Annotated in this window: 17 protein-coding genes and 1 pseudogene; 10 read left to right on the top strand and 8 right to left on the bottom strand. The window is 71.1% G+C overall.

Annotated elements, in window-relative coordinates; all coding sequences use genetic code 11:
- The first annotated feature begins 35 nt into the window (after positions 1–35).
- Genes ACN26Z_RS19365 through katG form a run of 3 tightly spaced genes read left to right on the top strand, consistent with a single transcriptional unit; the run spans position 36 to position 4,598 of the window.
- The gene (locus ACN26Z_RS19365; protein ID WP_421462660.1) at positions 36–1,820 is read left to right on the top strand and encodes a serine/threonine-protein kinase; all 1,785 of its coding nucleotides are present in this window, start codon (positions 36–38) and stop codon (positions 1,818–1,820) included.
- Between the two features lie 49 nt (positions 1,821–1,869).
- The gene (locus tag ACN26Z_RS19360) at positions 1,870–2,325 is read left to right on the top strand and encodes a Fur family transcriptional regulator (protein WP_093407101.1); all 456 of its coding nucleotides are present in this window, start codon (positions 1,870–1,872) and stop codon (positions 2,323–2,325) included.
- Positions 2,322–4,598 carry a catalase/peroxidase HPI gene (katG, locus tag ACN26Z_RS19355; RefSeq protein ID WP_421462659.1) on the top strand — a complete coding sequence of 759 codons (2,277 nt, stop codon included), beginning with the start codon at positions 2,322–2,324 and terminating at the stop codon, positions 4,596–4,598. Before ACN26Z_RS19360 ends, katG begins: the two co-directional genes overlap by 4 nt.
- 76 nt (positions 4,599–4,674) lie before the next feature.
- On the opposite strand, the gene ACN26Z_RS19350 is transcribed toward katG, so the two are convergent.
- The 5 genes from ACN26Z_RS19350 to ACN26Z_RS19330 form a co-directional block, all read right to left on the bottom strand.
- The gene (locus ACN26Z_RS19350) at positions 4,675–5,517 is read right to left on the bottom strand and encodes a carbohydrate ABC transporter permease (RefSeq protein ID WP_282238082.1); all 843 of its coding nucleotides are present in this window, start codon (positions 5,515–5,517) and stop codon (positions 4,675–4,677) included.
- Positions 5,507–6,472, bottom strand: coding sequence for a carbohydrate ABC transporter permease (locus ACN26Z_RS19345; protein ID WP_282238083.1), 966 nt, complete (start codon positions 6,470–6,472; stop codon positions 5,507–5,509). The genes ACN26Z_RS19350 and ACN26Z_RS19345 overlap by 11 nt, the downstream gene beginning before the upstream one ends.
- A 9-nt stretch (positions 6,473–6,481) precedes the next feature.
- Positions 6,482–7,753: an ABC transporter substrate-binding protein gene (locus tag ACN26Z_RS19340; protein ID WP_282238084.1), complete on the bottom strand. Its 1,272-nt coding sequence runs from the start codon at positions 7,751–7,753 to the stop codon at positions 6,482–6,484.
- 17 nt (positions 7,754–7,770) lie between these two features.
- Entirely contained in the window at positions 7,771–9,396 is a 1,626-nt protein-coding gene (locus tag ACN26Z_RS19335; protein ID WP_421464681.1) for an FAD-dependent oxidoreductase, read from the bottom strand.
- A gap of 75 nt (positions 9,397–9,471) precedes the next feature.
- Positions 9,472–10,482 carry a LacI family DNA-binding transcriptional regulator gene (locus tag ACN26Z_RS19330; RefSeq protein ID WP_421462658.1) on the bottom strand — a complete coding sequence of 337 codons (1,011 nt, stop codon included), beginning with the start codon at positions 10,480–10,482 and terminating at the stop codon, positions 9,472–9,474.
- Positions 10,483–10,855: 373 nt separating this feature from the next.
- Here ACN26Z_RS19330 and ACN26Z_RS19325 point away from each other — a divergent pair, with 373 nt between their 5' ends.
- Positions 10,856–11,872 carry a hypothetical protein gene (locus ACN26Z_RS19325; protein ID WP_421462657.1) on the top strand — a complete coding sequence of 339 codons (1,017 nt, stop codon included), beginning with the start codon at positions 10,856–10,858 and terminating at the stop codon, positions 11,870–11,872.
- A 214-nt stretch (positions 11,873–12,086) separates the two neighbouring features.
- Here ACN26Z_RS19325 and ACN26Z_RS19320 read toward each other — a convergent pair whose 3' ends face one another.
- Positions 12,087–15,455, bottom strand: a complete 3,369-nt coding sequence (locus ACN26Z_RS19320) for an endo-1,4-beta-xylanase (protein ID WP_421462656.1) — start codon at positions 15,453–15,455, stop codon at positions 12,087–12,089.
- A gap of 191 nt (positions 15,456–15,646) precedes the next feature.
- Positions 15,647–16,660 carry a GlxA family transcriptional regulator gene (locus ACN26Z_RS19315; protein WP_421462655.1) on the bottom strand — a complete coding sequence of 338 codons (1,014 nt, stop codon included), beginning with the start codon at positions 16,658–16,660 and terminating at the stop codon, positions 15,647–15,649.
- 70 nt (positions 16,661–16,730) lie between these two features.
- On the opposite strand from ACN26Z_RS19315, the gene ACN26Z_RS19310 reads away from it, so the two are divergent.
- The 6 genes and pseudogenes from ACN26Z_RS19310 (at position 16,731) to ACN26Z_RS19285 (ending at position 23,406) form a co-directional block, all read left to right on the top strand.
- Positions 16,731–18,002 (top strand): APC family permease, encoded by a 1,272-nt coding sequence (locus ACN26Z_RS19310; protein ID WP_421462654.1) that lies wholly within the window; start codon positions 16,731–16,733, stop codon positions 18,000–18,002.
- A 246-nt stretch (positions 18,003–18,248) separates the two neighbouring features.
- A complete protein-coding gene (abc-f, locus tag ACN26Z_RS19305) occupies positions 18,249–19,886 on the top strand; it encodes a ribosomal protection-like ABC-F family protein (RefSeq protein ID WP_421462653.1) in 1,638 nt (545 codons plus the stop codon).
- A 95-nt stretch (positions 19,887–19,981) separates the two neighbouring features.
- Positions 19,982–20,167 (top strand): annotated as a pseudogene (locus ACN26Z_RS19300) (TetR family transcriptional regulator); the annotation flags it as partial.
- Positions 20,168–20,200: 33 nt separating this feature from the next.
- Entirely contained in the window at positions 20,201–20,686 is a 486-nt protein-coding gene (locus tag ACN26Z_RS19295; protein WP_421464680.1) for a hypothetical protein, read from the top strand.
- A 144-nt stretch (positions 20,687–20,830) separates the two neighbouring features.
- Entirely contained in the window at positions 20,831–21,745 is a 915-nt protein-coding gene (locus ACN26Z_RS19290) for an ABC transporter ATP-binding protein (RefSeq protein WP_282238090.1), read from the top strand.
- Positions 21,745–23,406, top strand: coding sequence for an ABC transporter permease (locus tag ACN26Z_RS19285; RefSeq protein WP_421462652.1), 1,662 nt, complete (start codon positions 21,745–21,747; stop codon positions 23,404–23,406). The genes ACN26Z_RS19290 and ACN26Z_RS19285 overlap by 1 nt, the downstream gene beginning before the upstream one ends.
- 91 nt (positions 23,407–23,497) lie before the next feature.
- Here the strand turns inward: ACN26Z_RS19285 and ACN26Z_RS19280 are convergent, their stop codons facing one another.
- The gene (locus ACN26Z_RS19280) at positions 23,498–23,947 is read right to left on the bottom strand and encodes a hypothetical protein (protein WP_093407065.1); all 450 of its coding nucleotides are present in this window, start codon (positions 23,945–23,947) and stop codon (positions 23,498–23,500) included.
- Positions 23,948–24,046: the final 99 nt, after the last annotated feature.

Here is a 24,046-nt window from a genome sequence, read left to right as displayed (position 1 = left end):
GCCAGGGTGCGCGACCGGAGCGGGAGGTTGGGCTCGTGCGATGTCTGCAGCGGCGTTACCGGCTCGACGAGCCGGTCGGCCGGGGCGGGATGGCCACCGTCTGGCGCGGCTACGATCTGCGGTTGCAGCGTACCGTCGCGGTGAAGCTGTTGTCGGCGCCGCTGCTGGGCGACCCGGCGGCCCGCGACCGCATCCGCCGCGAGGCGCTGGCCGCCGCCCGGCTGGACCACCCGGGTGTGGCCCGGGTCTACGACTACGGTGAGCAGCGGCACCTGACCCGCACACCCACCCCGTTCCTGGTGATGGAGTTCGTCGCCGGATCGACGCTGTCCGCTCGGCTCCGTGCCGCCGGCCCGCTGCCCCCGGACGAGGCGCTGCGGATCGGTCAGCAGGTTGCGGCGGCTCTCGCCGCCGCGCACGAGCAGGGCATCGTGCACCGGGACGTCAAGCCCGGCAACATCATGCTCACCGAGAGCGGCGTGAAGGTGGTCGACTTCGGTATCGCGGCCGGCGCGGGTGACGACCCGGCGGAGCCGGACGGGCAGTTGTGGGGGACCCCGAGCTATCTGCCGCCGGAGCTGACCGCCGGAGCGGAGGCGGTGCCGGCGGGCGACGTGTTCGCCCTCGGCGTCGTGCTCGCCGAGTGCCTCACCGGTCAGGCTCCCCGACGCGCTCCGCACGAATCGGTGGCCGTTCCCGCCGTCGAGGGACTGTCCGACTTCCACGCGCACCTGATCGGTAGGTGTCTGGCCACCGATCCGGACCGGCGTCCGGGCGCGGCCGAAGTCGCCGAGACGCTGGCCGGGGCGACCATGACCGTGCGGCCGGCACCCGGCGCCGCGCCGACCTCGGTCGCCGTACCCACCCGGACGGTCGCCGGCCCCACCAGGCCGGCCGGCGCACCTGCCCGGCGGTCGGCGGTCGTCGGGCGGCGGCGCGGACTGCTGTTCGCCGCTCCTGCCGCCGCGGCGGCCGCGCTGGCCGGGATCCTGCCGGGACTGCTCACCGCCGAGGAAGGCTCGGCGGACCCACCGGCCGCCGAGGCCGGCTGCACGGTGCAGTACCGGGCGCAGCAGGCCGCCGATGGCCGTTTCCTGGCTCAGATCAGCGTTACCGGAACCGGGCGACCCGCGACCGGGCAGCGGGCGCTGACCTTCACCCTGCCGGCCAGCCAACATCTCCTCGACGTGCAGGGCGCCGCCTGGACACACGACGAGCAGCGGGTGACCCTGCGACTGGCCGAGCCGTCGGCCCCGGGCACCGGTGTGACGGCGACCCTGCACGGTCGGGTCGAGTCCGGCGGGCACGAGACGCCGGAGCGGTTCAGCCTGGCGGGTGTCGCCTGCGAGCATGCCGGCACGCACGTACGGACGTCGGTCCTGGCCTCCGCGTCGGCCGAGCCGGCGGCGTCGATGGAGGGGGCCTCCCGGGGGCGGTCGGGTGCGCCGGACGGCGACCGCCCGTCTCCGGACGGCGGCGGAGGCGGATCGGGTCAGCCCGACGCCCAGCCGTCGGGTGCACCATCGGCGACGCCACCGGGCACGCCGACCAGCACGACGCCGACCACGTCCGATCCGTCGACCTCCCCGAGCCCGTCGGCGACCAGCCCCACGCCCAGCCCGTCGGCGACGTCGAGTCCCGCGGCGACCTCGCGGCCCCCCACCCCGTCCCCGCCGCCGGATCCGACCCCGGCACCGAGCACGGAACCTGCCGAAACCACAGCTCCCCCTGCCGATCAGACGTCTCCCACCGCCTCGGTGACCTCGGCCACGTCGGCGGCTGCGGACGAGGGCGGGGACACCGGCGACACGAATGCCTGATCCCGCGAAAACTTGATTGATTCCAGAAGAGTCGAGTAGGTTCGTCGGCATGACGGCCGACTTCGAGGCGCAGCTGCGGGCGGTCTCGTTGCGCGTGACCCGGCCCCGGTTGGCGGTGCTCGCGGCGCTACGCGACCACCCGCACGTCGACACCGACACCGTGATCCGGCTGGTCCGCGCCGATCATCCCACCGTGTCCCACCAGGCGATCTACGATGTGCTGCGGGCACTCACCGACGCCGGTCTGGTGCGGCGCATCCAGCCCACCGGAGCGATCGCCCGCTACGAGTCCCGGGTCGGGGACAACCACCATCATGTCGTCTGCCGCTCCTGCGGCGTGATCGCCGACGTGGACTGCGCCGTCGGCTACGCCCCCTGTCTGACCGCCTCCGACGACCACGGGTTCGTGGTCGACGAGGCGGAGGTCGTCTACTGGGGCACCTGCCCCGACTGCGCGACCGCCCGCACCACAAGTGAACCGCCAGGTCGGAAGGAAGCACATTGAGCAACGCAGAGCACGACGCCCCGTCCAGCGCCCAGGGCGTGGACGCCAAGGCGGCGGCCGGCTGCCCGGTCGCGCACGACTCCGTGACCGCCCACGGCAGCGAGAGCGAGAACCCGGCGATCGACTCGCCGACCCCGAAGACCGGCGGTCGTCCGCGTACGAACCGGGACTGGTGGCCCAACCAGCTCGACCTCTCGGTGCTGCACGCCCACTCGTCGAAGGGCAACCCGCTGGGGGAGGACTTCAGCTACGCCAAGGAGTTCGCCAAGCTCGACGTCGAGGCGCTCAAGCGGGACATCACCGAGGTCCTCACCACCTCGCAGGACTGGTGGCCGGCCGACTTCGGTCACTACGGCGGCCTGATGATCCGGATGAGCTGGCACGCCGCGGGCACCTACCGCATCGAGGACGGCCGCGGCGGCGCCGGTGACGGCGGGCAGCGCTTCGCCCCGCTCAACAGCTGGCCGGACAACGCCAACCTGGACAAGGCGCGCCGCCTGCTCTGGCCGGTGAAGCAGAAGTACGGCCAGCAGATCTCCTGGGCCGACCTGCTCGTGCTCGCCGGCAACGTGGCCCTGGAGTCGATGGGCTTCAAGACCTTCGGGTTCGGCTTCGGCCGGGAGGACGTCTGGGAGCCCGAGGAGATCTTCTGGGGCCCGGAGGACACCTGGCTGGGTGACGAGCGCTACGTCTCCGAGAAGGAGATGTCGCAGGGCGTCGGCGCGACCGAGATGGGCCTGATCTACGTCAACCCCGAGGGCCCGCGCGGCAACGCCGACCCGCTCGCGGCGGCGCACTTCATCCGGGAGACCTTCGCCCGGATGGCGATGAACGACGAGGAGACCGTCGCGCTCATCGCCGGTGGCCACACCTTCGGCAAGACCCACGGCGCCGGTGTCGCCGACGACCACGTGGGCGCGGAGCCTGAGGGCGCGCCGCTGGAGGCGCAGGGCCTGGGCTGGCTGAGCACGTACGGCAGCGGCAAGGGCGCCGACACCATCACCAGCGGCCTTGAGGTCACCTGGACCGACCGGCCGACGCAGTGGAGCAACCGGTTCTTCGAGATCCTCTTCGGCTACGAGTGGGAACTCACCACCAGCCCCGGCGGTGCCAAGCAGTGGGTCGCCAAGGACGCCGAGGCGATCATCCCGGACGCCCACGACCCGTCGAAGAAGCACAAGCCCACGATGCTCACGACCGACCTGTCGCTGCGCGTGGACCCGGCGTACGAGAAGATCTCCCGCCGGTTCCTGGAGAACCCGGACGAGTTCGCGCTGGCCTTCGCCAAGGCGTGGTTCAAGCTGCTGCACCGCGACATGGGTCCGGTCAGCCGGTTCCTCGGGCCGTGGGTGCCGGAGCCCCAGCTGTGGCAGGACCCGGTTCCGGCCGTCGACCACGAGCTGGTCGGTGAAGCTGACATCGCGGCGCTCAAGGCGAAGGTGCTGGAGTCCGGTCTCACCACTGCCCAGTTGGTGAGCACCGCCTGGGCCTCGGCCGCGAGCTTCCGGTACACCGACAAGCGCGGCGGTGCCAACGGTGCCCGGATCCGCCTTGAGCCGCAGCGCAGCTGGGAGGTCAACCAGCCGGAGCAGCTCGCGACGGTGCTGAGCACCCTGGAGGGCATCCAGCGGGAGTTCAACGCGGCGGGCGGGGCGCAGATCTCCCTCGCCGACCTGATCGTGCTGGCCGGTTCGGCCGCGGTCGAGAAGGCGGCGCGGGACGCCGGTGTCGAGATCACCGTCCCATTCCACCCGGGCCGCACCGACGCCAGCCAGGAGCAGACCGACATCGAGTCGTTCCGGGTCCTGGAGCCGCGTGCCGACGGGTTCCGCAACTACCTGCGTGCCGGCGAGAAGACCCAGCCGGAGGTGCTGCTCATCGACCGGGCGTACATGCTCAACCTGACCGCGCCCGAGATGACCGTACTCGTGGGTGGCCTGCGCTCCCTCGGTGCCAATGTCGGCGGCAGCCGGCACGGCGTGCTCACCGACCGGCCCGGCGTGCTCAGCAACGACTTCTTCAGCAACCTGCTCTCCCCGGGCACGCGCTGGAAGGCGTCGGAGTCCGACGAGCACGTGTACGAGATCCGTGACGTGGCCACCGAGCAGGTGAAGTGGACCGCCACCGCGGTCGACCTCATCTTCGGCTCCAACTCCCAGCTCCGCGCGCTCGCCGAGGTCTACGCCAGCGACGACGCCCGGGTCAAGTTCGTGGCCGACTTCGTGGCGGCCTGGACCAAGGTGATGGAACTGGACCGCTTCGACCTCGCCTGATCCGACACCACCGACGAGCCCCGGGCGACCAGCAACGGTCGACCGGGGCTCGCCGCACCTGAGGTCTGCGGGTGCCTCAGCCCTTCAGACCGGTGTGGGCCAGACCTTCGATGAACTGCCGTTGCGCGATCACGAAGATCACCAAAATGGGGATGGCGGTCATCGACGCCGCCGACAGCTGTACGTCCCACATCGGCCCGCCGTAGGCGTCGACGAACTGGGTCAGCGCCTGCGGCAGGGTGAACTTCTCCGGTGTGGAGAGGAAGACGATCGGCTCCAGGTAGAGATTCCAGCTGTGCAGGAAGGTGAAGATCGCCACCGCGCCGAGCGCCGGACGGGCCAGCGGCAACGCGATGCGCCAGAAGGTGGCGAAGCGGCCCAGCCCGTCCACCCGCGCCGCCTCCTCCAACTCGGCGGGGAGGGTGATGAAGAACTGCCGCATGATGAAGGTGGCCAGCACGCTCGGCGCGCCGAGGATCGGCACCAGGATCAGCGGCCAGTGGGTGTCCACCATGCCCCACGAGTTGAACATCCGGAACAGCGGCACGATCGTCACCTCGCTCGGGATGAGCAGCCCGACCAGCACCACCACGAACAGCACCTGCTGACCCCGGAAGCGGATCCGGGCGAAGGCGTACCCGGCCAGCGACGACACCGCCAGGGTGCCGATGGTGACCACGGCCGCGATGTACCCGCTGTTGAAGTACTGCTGCGCGAACGGTTGCAGCTCGAAGACCCGACGGTACGCGGAGAGGCTGGCCTCGGTCGGGATCAGCGACGGCGGGAAGGCGAAGATGTCGCCCACCGGTTTCACCGACGAGGTGACCATCCACCAGGTGGGGAAGACGAACGGCAGGGCCAGCAGGCAGAGCGCACCGTAGAGCGCGACCCTGGCCCGTGCGGAGAGCCTACTGTTCATGGAAGACCCACTTCCTGCGCATCCGCCACTGCACGACGGTGAGCACCAGCACGATCAGGAAGAGCAGCACCGACAGCGTGGCGCCGTAGCCGAACTGGTGGAACTGGAACGCCCGCTGGTACAGGTAGTAGACGAGCACCGTGGTCGAGGTGCCCGGCCCGCCCTGGGTGAGCACGGCGATCTGGGCGAACACCTGCAACGACCCGACCACCGTGATGATCGAGGTGAGCAGGATGGTCGGGCTGATCAGCGGCACGGTGATCCGACGGAACCGGGTCCAGGCGTTGGCGCCCTCGACCCGGGCCGCCTCGTACAGTTCCGCCGGCACCCCCTGCAGGGCAGCCAGGAACAGCACCATGTTCAGGCCGACGTTCTTGACCACCTGCACCACGATCACCGACAGCAGTGCCGTCCAGTCGCCGCGCAGCCAGTTTGGCCCGTCCACGCCGGCCACGCCCAACGCCCCGTTGACACCGCCGTTGTCCTGGAGCAGGAAGCCCCACACGATCGTCCAGGCGACCAGCGAGACGACCACCGGGGAGAAGAACAACGTCCGGAACACGACGGTGCCGCGTAGCCGCTGGTTGAGCAGCACCGCGAGCAGCAGGGCCAGGCTGAGGTTGAACGCCACCAGGCCGATCGAGAACAGCGCGGTGACCCGCAGCACCGACGGCAGGTTCGGGTCGTCGGCCATGGCCTGGTAGTTGCCCGGGCCGACGAACTCGAAGGTGCCGGCGAGCACGTTCCACTCGTGCAGGCTGTACCAGAAGACCAGCCCGAGCGGAATCAGCACGAACAGCACCGACCCGGCGAGTTGCGGTGCGACGAAGAGCAGCCCGGCGAGCTGGTCGCGGCGGCGGGTCGTCCACCAGCCGCGCCGCCGGTGCGGCGCGGCCCCGCCGGGGGCGGACCGGTCACCGGCCCGCCCCACGGTGTCCCTGGTCAGGACCGACATCGAGGATCCCTACTTCGTCAGCAGCGGGTTGATCGCGGTGCAGACGCCGTCGAGTACGCCCCGCACGTCGGCGTCCGGCCGCCACAGCGGGTCCAGTGCGGCCCGGACCGCCTGGTTCAGCTCGGCCTGGCCGGTGTGGCTGGGCTTGACCACCCCGTCGGCGATCCCGTCGATGACAACCTCCTGCAACTGCTCCGGGCTGAGCAGCGGGTTGGTCTTGGCGAGGGTCTCGGCGGTGAGCAGCGAGGTACGCGGCGGCGGGAAGAACTGCGCGAGCTTCGCCGAGTTGGCCGGGTTGGTCAGGTAGGCCAGGAAATCGGCGGCGGCATCGGCGTTGCGGCCCTGCTTGAGCACACCCATCCCGCCCTGGCCGATCACCGCGTACTCACCCTTCGGTCCGGCGGGCAGCGGCACCAGGTCCCAACCGAACTTCTGCCCCTCCAGCAGCGACGCGCGGGAGATCTGGGTGATGGTCATGCCGGCGTCACCGGCGAAGAAGTCGGCGGTGGTGCCCGGGCCCGGTAGCGCCTTGTCGACGAAGATCCCCCGGTGCAGGACGGTCATCGCCTCGACCATCTCGGCCGAGTTGAAGCCGCAGGTGCGGCCGTCCTCGCTCCACGCCTGCGCGCCCCAACCGGTCCAGACGGTGGACAGGAAGTCCCAACCCTTGTAGTCGAAGTCGCGGACCACCAGACCCGCCTTGCCGGTCTCCGCCTGCACCGCCTTCGCGGTGGTCAGCGCGTTCTGCCAGGTCCACTGGCCGGCGGCGATCAGCTCGGCCGGGCTCTGCGCGCCGGATGACTTCACCAGGTCGGTGTTGACGAACACCCCGAACGGCGAGGTGGAGAAGGGGTACGCGTACAGCTTGCCGTCGGCCTGCCACAGCTTCGTCGCGGCCGGGGCGAGCTCGTCGAAGCCGTACCCCTCGGTGCCCTTGAGGGTGTCGTCAAGCGGCACCAGCGCGCCGGAGGTGACGAAGTCGGGCGCGGAGTTCTCCAGCACCCAGGCCAGGTCGGGCGGGTTGCCGCCGGCGATCTGGGTGGTCAGGGTGGTGGTGTAGCTCTCGAACGGGATCGGGTCGAAGGTGATTCCGGCGATGTCCGGATTCGTCGCGGTGTACTCGGCGGCGATCTCGTTGAACAGCTTCAGGTGGGCCTCGTTCGCCGACCAGGTGGTCATCCGCAACGTGACCGGGCCGTCGGACTCGGTGGAGTCGCCACCGCAGGCGGTCAGGCCGAGCAGCGCGCTGAGCGCGACGACGGCCGTCAACCGGTTCCTCATGGGGGATATGTCCTTCCTCAGTAGCCGGCGATGTCGGGCCAGCGCAGCTCGACACCGGAATCGGCGAGGCGGTTCTGGAAGTCGGCCAGCAGGCCGGGGGTGTAACGCACCGCGCGGGGGGTGACCCGCCGGGCCAGGCAGAAGTCCGCGAGCAGACCGGCGACCTCGCCGACGTTCCACTCCACGGGGTGCAGGCGGTAGGAGCCGTTTGTGATGTGCGTGGTGCCGATGTTCTTGCCGGCGGGCAGCAGGTTCTCCACCCGCCTGGGGATCAGGGCGCCGAGCGGGATCTCGAACGGGCAGGAGGCCACGTCGATGTAGTTGTCGCCGCCGGTGGAGGGGTGCAGGTCGATGCGGTACATGCCGACCCCTACCGAGTCGGCGTAGCTGACCGCGCCCTTGTCGCCCCGGATCTCCAGGGAGAGGTCCTGCTCGACGACTGTGTACTCGGCGCGGATACGGCGCGACTCCCGGATGTAGGGCGCCTGGGCCAGGCCGCTGTGGGTGACGTCCCCGCCGGTGGCGGCGGTGCCGGTGCCGGTGACGTCGCCGCGCAGCCGCAGCCCGGGAAAGCCGGTGCCGCCGTCGGCGCGGGGGGCCTCGGTCTGCAACCAGTAGAGCACCGACAGGGACAGCTCCCGGGCTGCCCCGATCTGCGCGTCCGGATCCGGTACGTCGATCACCGGATGTTCGAAGTAGTCGAGCATCGGCCAGTTGACCAGGCAGATGTCGCTGTCGTACGCACCGGGGGTGAAGTTGCGTCGGGCGGCGATGCGGCGGAACGTCCACAGGTTCCCGTCGCCGGGATTGACCCGCTGGTCGGCCTGGACCAGCCAGGGGTCGTCGTCCGGGTTGGGGGTGAAGCTGCGTTCGGAGATCGCCAGGGTGCGCGGGTTGGGGGAGCGGAACGACAGCATCCGGTCGCCCCAGAACGGTGGCCGGTACGCCCGCCAGAAGTCGTACGCCGCCGGCTTGTCGATCGTGTGGTCGCCGTCGACGTGATCGACCGCGAAGCACACCGACACCGCCTGCATGTTCGCCGGCTGGGCCTGCTCCGGCGCGCTCGGTTCACCGGTGTCGGCCCGGGACTCGAAGCCGGTGACGTACTCGGTGCCGGTCAACGGCAGCAGCTCGCCGGTCTCGGTGGCGTCCAGCACGTACGGCGCGCTCAGGTGCACCCGCTCACCGGTGTACCGGTGCGCCACGGTGACACCGACGACCCGGTCGCCGTCGGTGTCGGCGGCCACCGGCCGGTACGGCTGGAGCACCCGCAGCCGCCCGGATCCCCGGTACGGCCCCAGCATGCCCTCCAGCACCGCCACCGCGACCCGGGGTTCGTGGCAGAGCCGGCTGACGTGCCCGGCGCCCGGGTTGAGCGCGGTGGTGCGCCGAGCCCGGTCGGTCAGCGGATACCAGCGACGGTAGTGCTCCCGGATGCCGTCCCGCAGCGCCCGGTAGCTGGCGGTGACGCCGAAGTGCTCCACCCAGGAGTGCTCGTCCGGCGGTACGGCCTGGCTGGTGAGTTGCCCGCCGAGCCAGTCGTACTCCTCGGTCAGCAGCACGCTGCGGCCGGCGCGCAGCGCGGCCAGGGCGGCGGCCACGCCGCCGAGCCCACCGCCGACGATAAGTACTTCGGCCTGCATCTCGGGCACGGTCGGTCCTCTCATGGAACGGTCCAGGGTCGCCGGGCAACGGGATGACGACCGGGGGTGAGCTGGTCAGTGCCGGGGCGGCAGGAGGGTGACGCCGTCGACCGGCTGGCACGGCAGCAGCCGCTGGGTCACCGTGCCGGGCACCCCGGCGAGCAGCCCGGTGAGCACCTCGACGGCCTGCCATCCCATCTCGCGGCGGGGGATCCGGAAGCCGGTGAACTCCAGGTCGCTTGTGGTCGGCCGGGTCGGGTCGCCAAGCGCGAGGATGGACAGGTCGGCGGGCACGGTCCGGCCGCGCTCGGCGGCGGCGGCGGCCAGCGCGACCCCGTCGGCGTACTCCTCGACCACCACGGCGGTGACTCCGGTGTCGAGCAGCGTGTCGAGCAGGTCGGCGGGGGAGCGGTCGGTGGGTTCGTGCCGGGTCGGCAGCCCGGCCGCGTCGAGGGCGGCCCGGTAGCCGGCGAACCGGTCGGTGTGTGATTCCGGGCCGGCGCCCTGGCCGAGGTACGCCAGCCTGGTGTGGCCGGCGTCGAGGGCGCGCCGGACCACGTCGGCGGTGGCGGCGGCGTAGTCCGCGCCGACGTACGGCACCGGTCCGCCCGCGTCGTCGCGTCGGCCGACGGAGACGAACGGCTGCCCCTCGGCGACCAGGCGGCCCAGCTCGTCGCGGTCCAGTGAACGACCGAGCAGGACGCAGCCGTCGGCCAGCCGCAGCCGGTTGTCGTCGTGGAAGATTCGCCGCCGGCCGTCGGTGACCGGGGCGCTGGTGAGCAGCAGCAGGTCGCAGCCGAGGCGCTCGGCGGACTCCTCGATACCTACCAGGAAAGGGTGGTAGAAGTCGCCGGTGCCGGCCGGGAAGACCGGCTCGTAGGTGAAGACGCCGATGATCCGGTTGTGTCGGGCGGCGAGCCGCCGGGCCACCGGGTCGGCGACGTACCCGGTGGACCGGATGGCGCCCAGCACCCGTTCCCGGGTCTCCGGGGCGATCCGGACGCTGCCGTCGTCGCGGCCGTTGAGCACCAGCGAGACCGTCGCCTGGCTGACGCCGGTCATCCGGGCGATGTCCTGCTGGGTCACCCGCCTGCGCGATCCGGTCACGTTCCGTGTCCAATCGTTTCTGCGCTAATACGCATTAGCTACGTTGGTGTGAAATCCTGCGACCCGCCACCGCCTGTCGTCAACCCCCCGTCGTCGGAAAATTTCTCCGGATGATCGGCGTGATAATTCGTATTAGCGCCTTGACCGGGGCTCGTCGCCGACCGCAGACTCATCGATCACAAGGTTCGCTCCCTCATGGAGCCCGATCTCACGCACGGTCACCGGCAAGTGTTGCGGTGGCCGCGGTCCACGCCTGCCACCCACCGTTCCGCCGCGTTCCCGCCGGCAGGGCGGTCCCGCACCATCCCCAGCTCCGCCATCGACGAGCGTCCCCTCACGATCGGAGACCCGCATGCCCGACCGGACCCCCCGACCCGCCCCGGTGACCCGCCGTGGCCTGCTGCGCGGCGCCGCCCTGATCGGCACCGCCACGGCCGCCGGTACCGCGATCGGCGGCACCCTCGCCGCCGCTCCGGCCCTCGCCGGCCCGGCCGGCTTCCCCAGCTACCGGTACGTCCGCGACGCGTTCGCCACGCCGCTGCGCTACAACCCCACCGGCGAGATGATCTTTCCCTGCGTACGTGGGGTCTACGACAAGATCTCCGGTGCCCGGGGGCGGTACTACCTCTACTACGCCCCGCACGACGCGCCCGGCGGCATCTGCCTGGCCTACGCCGACCGGCTCGAAGGCCCCTACACCGAACACCCCGGGAACCCGATCGTCGACCGGGTGCTACCCACCACCACTGTCAGTCACGTCTCCTCACCGCACGTGGTGTGGAACGCCTCCACCAGGGAGTTCTTCCTCTACTTCCACGGGGAGAACTTCACCACCCGGGTGGCCCGGTCCCGCGACGGCATCAACTTCACCAACGAGACGCCGATCCTGAGCACCCGGCTGGTGCCGAACACCACCGAGACCTCGTACGCCCGGGTCTTCGAACACTCCGTCGCCGGAAAGAACAACAAGTACGTCATGCTCTTCATGGGTGCGCACACCGTCGGCCCCGGCACCCGCAAGATCTTCTGGGGTTGGTCACCGAACGGCTGGGACCAGTGGCAGTTCGCCCCGAACCCGTTGATCTCGCCGGCCGGTGATGGGTTGACCGACATCTCCAGCCCGCACCTGCTCAGGCGCAACGGCACCAGCTACGTTGCCTACCACGGCAACGACGGTCGGATCCGGCTCACCGAGGTCGGCAACAACTTCGACCGGGAGGTGCACCTCGGGGTCTTCCACGCCCCGATCGCCTCGGACAACGGTCGGGTCGCCGCGCCGGCCTTCGGCACCGACGGCGGCGTCTCGTACATGATCTACGAGGCCGGACCCCGGCTCGACGCCCGCATCTGCATCGCCCGCGCCGTCTGAGCGGTGCGGGGCCGCCGCCCCGCTCCGGCAACTCAGCTCCGGTGCCGGCTGGTCACGGCCACCGGACGGAGAGGAGATCGGCGACGACCGCGGCGGCCAGAAGGCGGACATGCAGGTGGTGGCCACCGCCCTGAGTGGGCGGTGGCCACCACCGGAGCCACCTCACCGGCCACGGCCCGTCAGCGTGGTCGGCTGACCTGGCCCGGGCCGGGTGTCACAGGTTGGCGCAGTACCCGACGCTGAAGGTGCTGGCGCCGGCGGCCAGGGTCCGGTTCCACTTCACCCCCTGGATCCGGTAGCTGCCGTCGGCCAGCCGCTCCCGCTTGAAGTTCCAGGCGGTGTAGATGTCACCCTCCAGATCGACCACCGCGGTCCACTCGACGGGCTTGTCGCCGTTGTTGGTGGCGGTGATGGTGGCGCAGTAGCCGCCGCCGCTGTCGGAGTTCCAGCGGGCGATCCGCTCCATCGCGACCTCCACGTTGGAGCCGGCGACCAGCCGACCCACGCCCCAACGGGCGGTGGTCTGGTAGCCCTCGCCGTTCTGCTCGGCCCAGTTGCGGATCGACGTGCGTGCGCCGTCGGAGGCGTCGTTGACCTGGAAGTCCAGGCCGTGGAACGTGCCGAGACCACCGTATTCGAGCAGGCTGATCGCCGCCTCGACGGTGTAGCCGGTCTCGGTACGCACGGCGGCGCTCTCCAGCCGCCCGGCCTGGAACGCTTCGTCACCGGTGCCGAACGACACGACGTTGTCAGCGTTGATGCGGATCTGGGTGTCGTCGTAGCGGAACGGACCGTTCTTGGCGTTGCCGGCGTCGACGTAGATCTCGACCGAGTCCTGGGTCCACGGGTCGGAGCCGGAGACGTCCACCACCGGGTCGGTGACCTCGGCCAGCACGTACAGCGTCTGGCCTCGCCAGAGGGTGCGGACGTTCGCGGTCGCGCCGTCGGTGCCGGAGACCTGCTTGGCGGTGGTGACCGAGGTGGCCTGGGCCCAGCCGGCATCCACCGTGCCGTCGATGACCGGCGCGGTGCCCGTCTCGCGGACCTCCAGGTACGACAGCTCCTCCACCAGGCTCAGGGTGCCCACCGCGCCCGGAGTGTTCCAGCCGGAGGTGGTGCCGTTGTCGGTCACCCGCACGTCGAAGGTGCGGGTCTCGCCCTCGGCGGCATCGACCAGCGGCAGGTGGGCGACCAGGTGGTAGCCGTCGTCCCGCTCGGCCGCCACGGCCGGCACGTCGCCGCTGCCGTCGCGGGAGACCCGGTAGGTCTCGTCACCCAGGGCGAAGGTGACCCGGTCGTCGTCGGAGACCGAGGCGTCGTCGACCGTGACGTACGCGGTCAGGTGGTCCGGCGACCAGCGCAACTGGAACCGGGCCGCGTCCTCGATCGGATGCAGGGGCAGTTTGCGCCAGGTCAGGTCCTTCGGCGCGGCGGCCGTGAGGGCCACGTCACCGGCGAAGACGTTGGCCGTGCGCAGGCGTGCCGGCAGGTCGCCGTCCACCGCCCCGTAGTAGGCGGGCTTGGCCCGCAGGTTGTCGTCGAACAGCAGCGGCGCGTTGGCCGACCGCCACGAACGGCCGTCGGTGAGGCCCCACACCGTCACGGCGAACAGGTCCTCGGTGTGCTCCCGGAAGATGCGGAAGGCGTCCCGGTAGAAGTAGCCCTGCTCGATCAACCGCGCCTGGGTCACCGGAGTGCCGGTGGTGACGTCGAGTTCGGTGACGGCCTGGGTCAGCGGTAGCCCGGCGAAGGCGTCCAACGTGGCCTCCAGGCTGCTGACCGGCGTGGCCAGCGAGACGTGGAACTGGTGCCCCACCCCGTCGATCGGCACGTCGCGGTCGACAAGCCGCTGCACCAGTGCCCGGTAGCGGGCCTGCTTGCCACTCTGCTCGGTGTTGTAGTCGTTGATGAACAGGGTGACCGGGTCGCTGTCGGCCACGGCGTGGACGTCGTTGAACGCCTCGTGCGCGTACTCGAACGACAGGTCGATGAAGTTCTCGCCGAGAATCCGGTACCACTCGCTGCGGCGCAGGCCGTCGGCGTACTCGCCGCTGTCGCTGATGACCTCGTTGACGACATCCCAGGCGTACAGCGGGTTGGTGGGGGAGCCGAAGAGGCCGTACCGCTCGGACAGCGATTCGGCGACGTTGAAGATGTGGGTACGCAGGCGGTCGCGCAGCAACTGCTGGTGTTCCGCCGACGTGGTCAGCGGCTGGCCGTCCGCGTCCTGGAAGAACCAGTCGGGGGTCTGGCTGTGCCAGACCAGCACGTGACCGTAGACGCGCAGGTCGTTGTCGCGGGCGAAGTCCATCACCGCGAGCGCCTGCTCGTGCGGTCGGAAGGTGCGTTCGTCGTCGTACCAGGCCTCGGGCTTCATGTGGTTCTCGTGCGTGACCTGGTTGAAGTGCCGGTTCAGCAGATCGGCGGCGCCGCCGACGGTCTCCCGGGCGTCGATGGCCACGCCGACCGGGAAATCGGTGGTCTCGTGGATCCCGGTCAGGTCTTCGATGACCGGCGGCTCCGGCACCCGGACGACGATGTCGTCGACCAGGAAGTCGCTGGTGTTGCCGGCTACGTCCGCGCCCTCCCAGCGGGTTTCGAAGTAGAGCGACGCCTCGTCCGAGGCGGGCATGGTGAAGCGGGCGCTCACCTCGGTCCAGCCCGTGTTCGTGATGGACTCGAACTGGGCGAGGGTGCTGAACGACTGGCTGCCGCCGGAGGTGCTGGCCAGGCTGAGCCAGATCTGGTCGGTCGGCTGGCCCTCAGCGAACCGCAGCCAGGCGCTGAACTCGTAGGTGACGCCCGCTTCGAACAGGCCGGCGACGTCACGCCCGAGGCCGGCGCCCTGGTTGACCCGGTCGGTGACCAGCGCCGCGGCCGAGCCGCCGTGTGCGACGTCGTTGATCTCGACCGTCGGGGCGCCGGCACCGCTGTCGCGCGGACCCCAGCCGTCCAGACCGTCCTCGAAGTCGGTGTCGATGACGACGGTGCCGGGTTCAGGTCCGCCCGGTTCGCCGTCCGGCCCGGTGATCAGGACGTCGTCCAGGAGGAACGGGGTGCTCTCCGCCGCCTCGACGTACACGGTGGCGGCGCTGAGCCCGTCGGGCAGCGTGTAGGTGCCGCCGATCTGCACCCAGCTCTCGGCGGTGGTGGGGACGTCGCCGCCGATCCAGGTGTAGGTGTTGTCACCGCCGTCGGCCGGGGTCGCCTCGACGGTGAAGTGCACTCCCGCGGTGCCCTCGGTGCCGGCCGGCAGCTTGACCCAGGCGGTGACCGAGTACTGCGTGCCGGGCCGGAACAGCGCCGTCGCGCTCGTCGCCGGGCCCTGCCAGTTCGCCGTACGGCCGGTGACCGACAGGCTGCTGTCGCTCTCGTGTCCCTCGTCGGCTATGGCGAGGGTGATGTCGCCGCGCGGTCCCCACGGCGCGTACGAGCCGGACTCGAAGTCGTTGGCGAGGACGATCTCGGCGGCTGCCGCCGGCGCGGGTGCCACGGCGACCGCCGCGACGAGCGCTGCCGAGCAGAGCAGCGCGACGGTTCGGGATCGGCGTCGTGATCGATGGGAGAGGTTCCAGAGGCGCATCGAAATCCCTCTACTTTTTATCGGTGCTGGCGGGGTGTGTCTGACGTGGCCCTTGGGACGGATTCAAGCGCGTGCATGCTATGTCGAGACCGCCGTGGTGGCCATAACTTCCGGAAGTTTCCGGTAACGACGCAGCGGTGGCGGCCGGTGAGACGCAGCGGTGGCGGCCGGTGAATTGCCAGCGGCCAGGGCTACCGCAGGGGCTGGCTGGCCGGCCGGTGCGGCACCGTGGGGCGGGCAGACGCGCCGACCCGGTACCGGAAGACGTGCCGGTAGGTCTGCGGGGTCATCCCGCTGATCCGACCGAAGTGCTGGCGCAGGTTGGCGCCGCTGCCGAAGCCGGTACGGTGCGCGATCCGCTCGACCGGATCCTCGGTGGTCTCCAGCAACTCCTGTGCCAGCCGGACGCGCTGCTCCAACAGCCACTGCAACGGCGTGGTACCGAGCGAGTCGCGGAACCGGCGGGCCAGGGTGCGCGGGCTCAGGTTGGCCGCGCGGGCCAGATCGTTCACCGACAGCGGCCGGTCGAGGCGTTGTCGAGCCCACTCCAGCACCGGGCTCAGGTCGGCCGGGGAGACTCCGCGCACCGGCGGCGCCGGATACTGGGTGTGGTCGGCGCCCCGCTGCGGTGCCACCACCATCCGCCGGGCCACCTCGGCGGCTACCGCGGCACCGTGGTCCAGCCGCACCAGATGCAGGCACAGGTCGATGGCCGCGGCCGTACCGGCCGAGGTGAAGATGTTGTCCTCCGCCACGTACAGCACCCGGGGGTCGAGGTCGACAAGCGGGAACCGGCCGGCGAAGTCCTGCGCGTTCATCCAGTGCGTGGTGGCGCGGCGACCGTCGAGCAGGCCGGCTGCGGCGATCGGGTACGCGCCGGTGCAGATGCCGACGATGCGTCTGCCCCGTGCGTACGCGGTGCGCAGCGCCTCAACCAGCGCTGCCGGGGGACTGACCTGGGTCGGTCGGGCGCAACCGGGCACCAGCACGGTGTCGGCCTCGACCAGATCGTCCAGGCCGTACGCGGGGTCGAGCCACGAGCCACCCGTGGTGCGCAGCGGGCCCGGCTCGGCCGCGCACAGGCGCAGCTCGTACCACGGGTCGACTATGTCCCGTCGGTCGGTGCCGAACACCTCCTGCGGGACCGCCAGCTCGAAGATCGGCGGGTTGTCGGTCACCGCCACCGCGACGACGTGCGGACGCATGGCAGAAATCTAACGCAGCTCGGCGTCAATCCTGCTGTCCCGGTCGGCCGGCCTGAACGACGGTGATCACATGACCCAGACCCGTGCCACGCCGGTGACCGGTGGTCGGCTGACCGCCGCCCAGGGCACCGCTCTCTACGTCGGTGCCGTACTGGGTACCGGCGTGATCGCGCTGCCCGCGCTGGCGGCCGAGGCCGCCGGCCCCGCCTCGCTGCTCGCCTGGCTGCTGCTCGTGATCGTCTCCGCTCCCCTGGCCGGCACGTTCGCCGCGCTCGGTTCCCGTCACCCGGACGCCGGCGGCGTGTCGACGTACGCCCGGATGGCCTTCGGACCGCGGGCGGCGGCCGTCGTCGGCTGGTGTTTCTACTTCGCGGTGCCGCCGGGCGCATCCGCGGCGGCGCTGTTCGGGGCCGCCTACGTCGAGGCGGCGGTCGGCGGCGGTACGCCGACCGTCGCGGTCACGGCGGCGCTGCTGATGGTCGCGGTCACCGCCACCAACCATGCCGGTGTGCAGCTCGCCGGCCGGGTACAGCTCGCGCTCGCCGGGGTGCTTGTCGCGTTCCTGCTGCTGGCGGTGCTGTTGTCGCTGCCACACGCGGACGCCGCGAACCTCACGCCCTTCGCCCCGCACGGCCTGCCGGCCGTGGGCCCGGCGGCGGCGTTGCTGATGTGGAGCTTCGTCGGCTGGGAGGCGATCACCCACTTGACGGGCGAGTTCCGCCGTCCCGAGCGGGATCTGCCCCGGGCCACTGCCGCAGCGGTCGTCGTGGTCGGCGCGCTGTATCTGGCGGTGGCCTTCGCGACCGTCGCCGTGCTCGGCTCGACTGCGGCGGACTCCACGGCACCGCTGGGCGACCTGTTCGCGGTCGCGCTCGGCGGCGACGCCCGCTGGCTGGTCGCCGGGGCGGCGTTGCTGCTGACCTTCGGTGCGATGAACGCCTACTACGCCGGAGCGGCGAAGCTCGGTGCGGCGCTCGGCCGCGACGGCGCGCTGCCGGACTGGCTCGCCCGGGGCAGCGTGGCCGGCGAGGTGCCCCGCCGCAGCCTCGCCGTCACCGCCACCCTGGCCTTCCTCGCGCTGGGCGCGGTACTGGTCACCGGCCTCGGCACCCATTCGCTGGTGCTGCTCACGACCGGCTCCTTCATCACCGTCTACGTGATCGGTGTCGCGGCGGCGCTGCGGCTGCTGCCCCGCCGCAGCGCCGCCTGGTACGCCGCCGCCGCGACCATCGGTGTGGTGCTGTTCCTCCTGGTCATGACCGGCGTGTACCTGCTCTGGCCGGTGGCGGTGACCGGGGCGGCGCTGCTGTACCTCCGGGCGCGGGGCCGAATCCGGTCCTGATCGGCACACACCCGCCGGGGTTCGGGGCTCGGCGGGTGTGTGCCGGTTCGGCGCCGACCTTGTTAGGCTTGCCCTGCGGATCAACCCGCCAGGTACGGAGCGAGGAGCGCTCGGCATGCTTTCGGGGGACGACGACATCTCAGGGTGAGCAGCCCTGCCGCCGGGTGACGGCGGCCTGTCGAGTCGCGGTCCTGTCTGCGTGACCGGGGCGTTGTGTCCCCGGCCTCCCACCTGAGGTCTTCTCCGATGTCCGACGTCTGCGTCGTGTGTACCAACCTGTCCTTTTCCTGGCCCGACGACACCCAGGTCTTCCAGGATCTGTCATTCACCGTGCCGCCGGGCCGCACCGGCCTGGTCGCGCCGAACGGCGCCGGCAAGTCGACGCTGCTGCGCCTGATCGCCGGCGATCTCGTACCCACCGGGGGCGGCGTGACGGTCGAGGGAACGCTCGGCTACCTGCCGCAGAACCTTCCGTTCACCGGTGACCTGACCGTGGCGGAGGTGCTGGGTGTCGCCCCGGCGTTGACCGCGTTGCGCGCGATCGAGGCCGGCGACGCCCGCGAGGAGAACTTCGCCGCGGTCGGTGACGACTGGGACGTCGAGGAGCGCAGCCGCGCCGAACTCGACAGGTTGGGGCTGGGCGAGGTGGCGTTGGATCGTCGCCTGGACACTCTGAGCGGTGGGCAGGTCGTCTCCCTCGGCCTGGCCGCCCAACTGCTCCGGCGTCCCGACGTGCTGCTGCTCGACGAGCCCACGAACAACCTCGACATCGACGCCCGGCATCGGCTGTACGCGGTGCTGGAGAACTGGTCCGGCTGCCTGCTGCTGGTCAGCCACGACCGGATGCTGCTGGACCGGATGGACCGCATCGCCGAACTCGACGGCGGGCAGCTGCGCATGTACGGCGGCAACTTCTCTGCCTACGAGGAGGCATCCCGGGCTGCTCGGGAGCTGGCGGAGCGCCAGGTCCGCAGCGCCGAGCTGGAGGTCAAGCGGGAGAAACGGGAGATGCAGCAGGCCCGCGAACGCGCCGAGCGGCGAGCCGGCAACGCGGCCCGCAACCTCGGCAACGCGGGCCTGGCCCGCATCGTGGCCGGTGGGCTCAAGCGCAGCGCCCAGGAGTCCGCGGGTCGGGCCCAGCAGGCGCATGCCAGCCGGGTCAGCGACGCGCAGTCCCGGCTCGACCAGGCCGGCCGGGCGCTGCGGGACGATCAGACGCTGGCGTTGGAGCTGCCGGAGACCGACGTCCCGGCCGGCCGGACTCTGGTCGAGGGGCAGCGGATGCAGGTCCGGTACGGCGGCCGGGCGCTGTTCGCCGGGGAGGGCGTCGACCTGACCATCCGCGGCCCGGAACGGATTGCGTTGACCGGCCCCAACGGCGTCGGCAAGTCCACCCTGCTGCGCCTGCTGCTCGGTGACCTGAATCCGGAGGGCGGGCAGGTGCGTCGGGCCGACGGCCGGGTGGCGTACCTGTCGCAGCGGCTGGACCTGCTCGACGTGGACCGCACCGTGCTGGAGAACCTCACCGCGTACGCCCCGGACCGACCGCAGGCGGAGCGGATGAACCTGCTGGCCCGGTTTCTGTTCCGGGGTGCCCGCGCCCAGCTACCGGTCGGCGTCCTCTCCGGCGGTGAACGCCTGCGCGCCACCCTGGCCAGTGTCCTGTACGCCCAGCCGGCACCGCACCTGCTACTGCTCGACGAGCCCACGAACAACCTCGACCTGGTAAGCGTCGGTCAGCTGGAGAACGCGTTGCACGCCTACCGGGGCGCCTTCGTGGTGGTCAGCCACGACGAACGCTTCCTGCGCGACATCGGCGTAGACCGGTGGCTGCGCCTCGACGGGAGTGGCCTCCGCGAGATCCCCGCCCCCGAGCCCGACTGAGCATCGCCGAGGGGGCGAGCCATTCTCAGGTGTCTCGCAGGATTGCGGCGATGGAGGGCTTGTCGGCCGGTTGAACAAGTGTTTAATCTGGTGTCGTGACGTCCTTGGGCGGAGCTTCGGAGGAGCGCGGCGGCGAGTTGGCCACCGCGAGCCGCATCCGTGACGCCGCCATCGCGCGCTTCGGCCGCGACGGCTTCCGGGCCGGGCTGCGCACCATCGCCGCGGACGCCGGGGTGACCGCCGGGCTGATCGTGCACCACTTCGGCTCGAAGGACGGGCTGCGCCGCGCCTGCGACGAGTGGGTGCTGGAGTTCATGCGCCGGGAGAAGAAGAAGGCGCTGACCGATGGCACCGGGACGATGCTGCTGGCGCAGATGGCCCAGGTCGAGCAGTTCGCGCCGTTGGTGTTGTATCTGCTGCGCAGCATGCAGGCCGGCGGGGAGCTGGCGGCCGAGCTGATCGAGCACATGATCAGCGACGCCGAGGCGTACCTGTCGGCGGGGGAGGCGGCCGGGGTCGTGCGGCCCAGCCGTGACCGGGCCGCTCGTACCCGTTATCTGGCCTACCAGGCAACCGGCAGCATGCTGCTCTGGTTCACCCTGCACGGTGGCGACGCGGAGCCCGAGAAGTTTCCCGCCCTGTTCCGGCGCTACATGGACGAGCTCACCCTGCCGGCGCTGGAACTGTTCACCGAGGGGCTGCTCGTCGACCGGTCGATGCTCGACGAATACCTGATGTACGTGCCGGATCCGCCGTCGGCCGCATCGAACGCTGCCGACCAGGACGGTACGGCTAGCTGAACCGCCACCACGCCGCGGCGTGGCCCACTCATCCGCGCACCAGCGCGAACCGCACCGGATCCCGGGTGGCGTGCCCCCGGATCCGTTGATCGATCACATCGCACCCCGGGACGCTCCGGGCTACCTCGAATGAGGTCAACGACCATGACTGCTGCCATCGACATCCACCACCTCGACAAGTCCTTCGGCCGGGTCAAGGCACTGGACGGACTCGACCTGCGGGTCGACCCCGGCACCGTGCACGGCTTCCTCGGCCCCAACGGCGCCGGCAAGTCCACCACCATCCGGATCCTGCTCGGGCTGCTGCGCGCCGACGGCGGCCAGGCCCGGCTGCTCGGCGGCGACCCCTGGGCCGACGCGGTCGCCCTGCACCGACGGCTCGCCTACGTGCCCGGCGACGTGGAGCTGTGGCCCAACCTCACCGGTGGCGAGGCGATCGACCTGTTCGCCCGGCTGCGTGGCGGCACCGACCCCGTCCGCCGGGACGAGCTGTGCCAACGCTTCGACCTTGACCCGAGCAAGAAGGGCCGCACCTACTCCAAGGGCAACCGGCAGAAGGTGGCGCTGATCGCGGCACTGGCCAGCGACGTCGAGCTGCTCCTGCTCGACGAGCCGACCGCCGGGCTGGACCCGTTGATGGAGGCGGTGTTCCAGGAGTGCATCCGCGAGGTGAAGGACGCCGGGCGCACCGTGCTGCTGTCCAGCCACATCCTCGCCCAGGTCGAGGTGCTCGCCGACCAGATCTCGATCATCCGGCAGGGAAAGATCGTCGAGACCGGCTCGCTGACCGAGTTGCGCCACCTCACCCGTACCTCCGTCGAGGCCGTCACCGACCGGCCGGCCGACGGCCTGGCCAACCTGGCCGGCGTACACGGTCTGCGCACCGACGACGGACAGGTCCGCTTCGAGGTCGACGGCGACCAACTCGCCGTCGTGGTACGCGAACTCGGTGACCTCGGTGTGCAGGGCCTGACCGTCCGGCCGCCGACGCTGGAGCAGCTACTGCTGCGCCACTACGGCGACCAGCTCGTCGGTAACGGTGCCGGGAAGGTGGCGTGATGACCGCGACGACGCTCGACCGCGCGGCACCGGCCGGCACGGGCACGGGCACCGCCGTCACCGGGACCGGCAGCCTGCTGCGGTTCATGCTGCGCCGTGACCGGATCCGACTGCCCGCCTGGGCGCTCGGTCTGCCGCTGCTGATGACGTACTTCGCCGCCGCGCTGGACACCATCGCGCAGACTCCGGAGGATCTGGCGGGGCTCACCGCTTTCACCAGCAGCCCCGCCGGCGCCCTGTTCGGTGGACCCGGCTTCGGTTTCGACGACCTGACCATCGAACGTTTCCTCGCCGGCCAGTACGGCCTCTACGTGCTGATCGGCGCCGGTCTGATGGGCCTGCTCACCGTGGTCCGGCACACCCGGACCGAGGAGCGGACCGGTCGGGCCGAACTCGTCCGCGCCAATGTGGTCGGTCGGCACGCCCAACTGACCGCCGCACTGACCCTCACCGCCGTGATGGCGGTACTTGTCGCCCTGCTGATCGGTGCGATGCTGGCCGGCCGTGGCTTCGATCCGGGCGGCTCCATGCTGTTCGGCGCCTCCGTCGGTGCGGTGGCGCTGGCCTTCGCCGGCATCGCCGCGGTCACCGTCCAGTTGTCGGAGTACCCGCGGGCCGCCGCTGGCATGGCCGGGGCGGCGCTCGGTGCCGCGTTCGTGTTGCGCGGCCTCGGTGACATGGCGGCGGTGCAGGGCAGCGGGCCGTCCTGGCTGGCGTGGCTGTCGCCGATCGGCTGGTCCCAGCAGACCGCCGCGTACGTCCACGACCGCTGGTGGCCGTTGGCCGTCTCGCTGGCCTTCGCGGCGGCGACCGCCGTCACCGGCTACGTCCTGTCGGCGCGGCGCGACTTCGGTGCCGGCCTGGTGCCGCCCCGCCCGGGGTCGCCGCGGGCCGCGAGCTGGCTGGCCGGCCCCTTCGCGTTCGCGTTCCGGCTGCACCGGGCCAGCCTGATCGGCTGGAGCGTGGCGCTGCTGGCGGCCGGCGTGGCCTACGGCTCGTTCACCCAGCCCCTGCTGGACGGCTTCGAGGACGCACCCGAGGACCTGGTGGAGGTCATGGGCGGCGGTTCTGGTGACCTGCTCGCCGGCTACCTCGGCATGATGGGCCTGACCATGGCGCTCGTCGTCGGGGTCTACGCGGTACTCGCCGTGCAGTCGCTGCGCGCCGAGGAGACCGAGGGACGGGCCGAGCCGGTGCTGGCGACATCGGTCAGCCGGACCGCCTGGATCGGCAGTCACGTCGCCGTCGTGGCGCTCGGCGTACCGTGGCTGCTGCTGGTCGCCGGCGTGGGCATGGGTGTCGGCGCGGCGGCGAGCACCGGCGATGCGGGTCTGCTCGGTGACGTGCTGGTCGGCCACCTCGCGCACACCCCGGCGGTCTGGCTGGTCCTCGCGGCCGCTGCCCTGCTCTACGCGGCCGCACCGAGAATGCTGCCGGTGATCTGGGTGGTGCTCGGCTACGGGCTGATCGCCGGTTACTTCGCCCCGATCCTGGAACTGCCCGAGGGTGTGCTGCTGCTGTCGCCCTTCGAGCACGTGGGGGAGTACCCGCTGGAGGACATCAGCGTGGTCGCGATGGTGGTGCTGACCGTGCTCGCGGGGGCCCTCGCCCAGGCTGCCGTGGCCGCCTTCCGCCGCCGGGACCTGGCCGGCGGCGCCTGACCTGGTATGAGCCTGCCGACGTGGCGTGCGGCGCGTCGGCAGGCTCGGGCACGGCGGGTGCACGGTGCCGCCGGTGCGGTACAGGTGGCTGTCAGTCCCGGTGCGGCATCGGAAAGCCCGCCACCACGATGCCGTACAGCAGATGGTCGGCGACCAGAGCCAACTGTTCGTGCCAGTCGGTCAACCGTCGGTCGATGCCGAGGACCGGCGCGATTGTGGTGTGGAAGCCGAGCAGCAGCACCATGCCGTAGAGCGGTCCGACCCAGATCCGGTGACGTAGGCGTTTGGGCAGCGCGCCGAAGGCAAGCCCGGCGCCGAGCCCGTAGCTCCAGTGCGCCACCGCCAGGGCCGCCGGATGCTGATCACCGGGCAACCGGTCGAGCAGTCCGGGCACCAGCTTCTCCATCACCGACTTCGGCGGCGAACTCTGCACGAGATTCAGGGAGGTGGTGGCCTGGCGTAGCCCGGACATCGCCATCGCGGCGATGACCCCTCGGATGCCACTCCGCATGATGATCGTCGTGCGTGCCGACAGCTCCATGCCCCGTTCCAATCCGTAGCCGCAGTAGCGCGGCTACCCGCGCCTCCCTGCGTCAAACATTCCGCTCACCGCCGAACATGCGCGGCGAGCGGCCGGCCA

Origin of the sequence: Verrucosispora sp. WMMD703 (assembly GCF_049178935.1) — a bacterium.
GTDB classification, from domain to species: domain Bacteria; phylum Actinomycetota; class Actinomycetes; order Mycobacteriales; family Micromonosporaceae; genus Micromonospora; species Micromonospora sediminimaris.
This window is presented reverse-complemented; position numbering and strand designations above follow the sequence as displayed.

Bases quoted from the DNA above. Each gene is read 5' to 3' on its own strand.
- ACN26Z_RS19360 (WP_093407101.1), top strand. From the start codon at position 1,870: ATGACGGCCGACTTCGAGGCGCAGCTGCGGGCGGTCTCGTTGCGCGTG.
- ACN26Z_RS19350 (WP_282238082.1), bottom strand. From the start codon at position 5,517: ATGAACAGTAGGCTCTCCGCACGGGCCAGGGTCGCGCTCTACGGTGCG.
- ACN26Z_RS19345 (WP_282238083.1), bottom strand. From the start codon at position 6,472: ATGTCGGTCCTGACCAGGGACACCGTGGGGCGGGCCGGTGACCGGTCC.
- ACN26Z_RS19340 (WP_282238084.1), bottom strand. From the start codon at position 7,753: ATGAGGAACCGGTTGACGGCCGTCGTCGCGCTCAGCGCGCTGCTCGGC.
- ACN26Z_RS19335 (WP_421464681.1), bottom strand. From the start codon at position 9,396: ATGCAGGCCGAAGTACTTATCGTCGGCGGTGGGCTCGGCGGCGTGGCC.
- ACN26Z_RS19325 (WP_421462657.1), top strand. From the start codon at position 10,856: ATGCCCGACCGGACCCCCCGACCCGCCCCGGTGACCCGCCGTGGCCTG.
- ACN26Z_RS19320 (WP_421462656.1), bottom strand. From the start codon at position 15,455: ATGCGCCTCTGGAACCTCTCCCATCGATCACGACGCCGATCCCGAACC.
- ACN26Z_RS19315 (WP_421462655.1), bottom strand. From the start codon at position 16,660: ATGCGTCCGCACGTCGTCGCGGTGGCGGTGACCGACAACCCGCCGATC.
- ACN26Z_RS19310 (WP_421462654.1), top strand. From the start codon at position 16,731: ATGACCCAGACCCGTGCCACGCCGGTGACCGGTGGTCGGCTGACCGCC.
- abc-f (WP_421462653.1), top strand. From the start codon at position 18,249: ATGTCCGACGTCTGCGTCGTGTGTACCAACCTGTCCTTTTCCTGGCCC.
- ACN26Z_RS19295 (WP_421464680.1), top strand. From the start codon at position 20,201: ATGCGCCGGGAGAAGAAGAAGGCGCTGACCGATGGCACCGGGACGATG.
- ACN26Z_RS19290 (WP_282238090.1), top strand. From the start codon at position 20,831: ATGACTGCTGCCATCGACATCCACCACCTCGACAAGTCCTTCGGCCGG.
- ACN26Z_RS19285 (WP_421462652.1), top strand. From the start codon at position 21,745: ATGACCGCGACGACGCTCGACCGCGCGGCACCGGCCGGCACGGGCACG.
- ACN26Z_RS19280 (WP_093407065.1), bottom strand. From the start codon at position 23,947: ATGGAGCTGTCGGCACGCACGACGATCATCATGCGGAGTGGCATCCGA.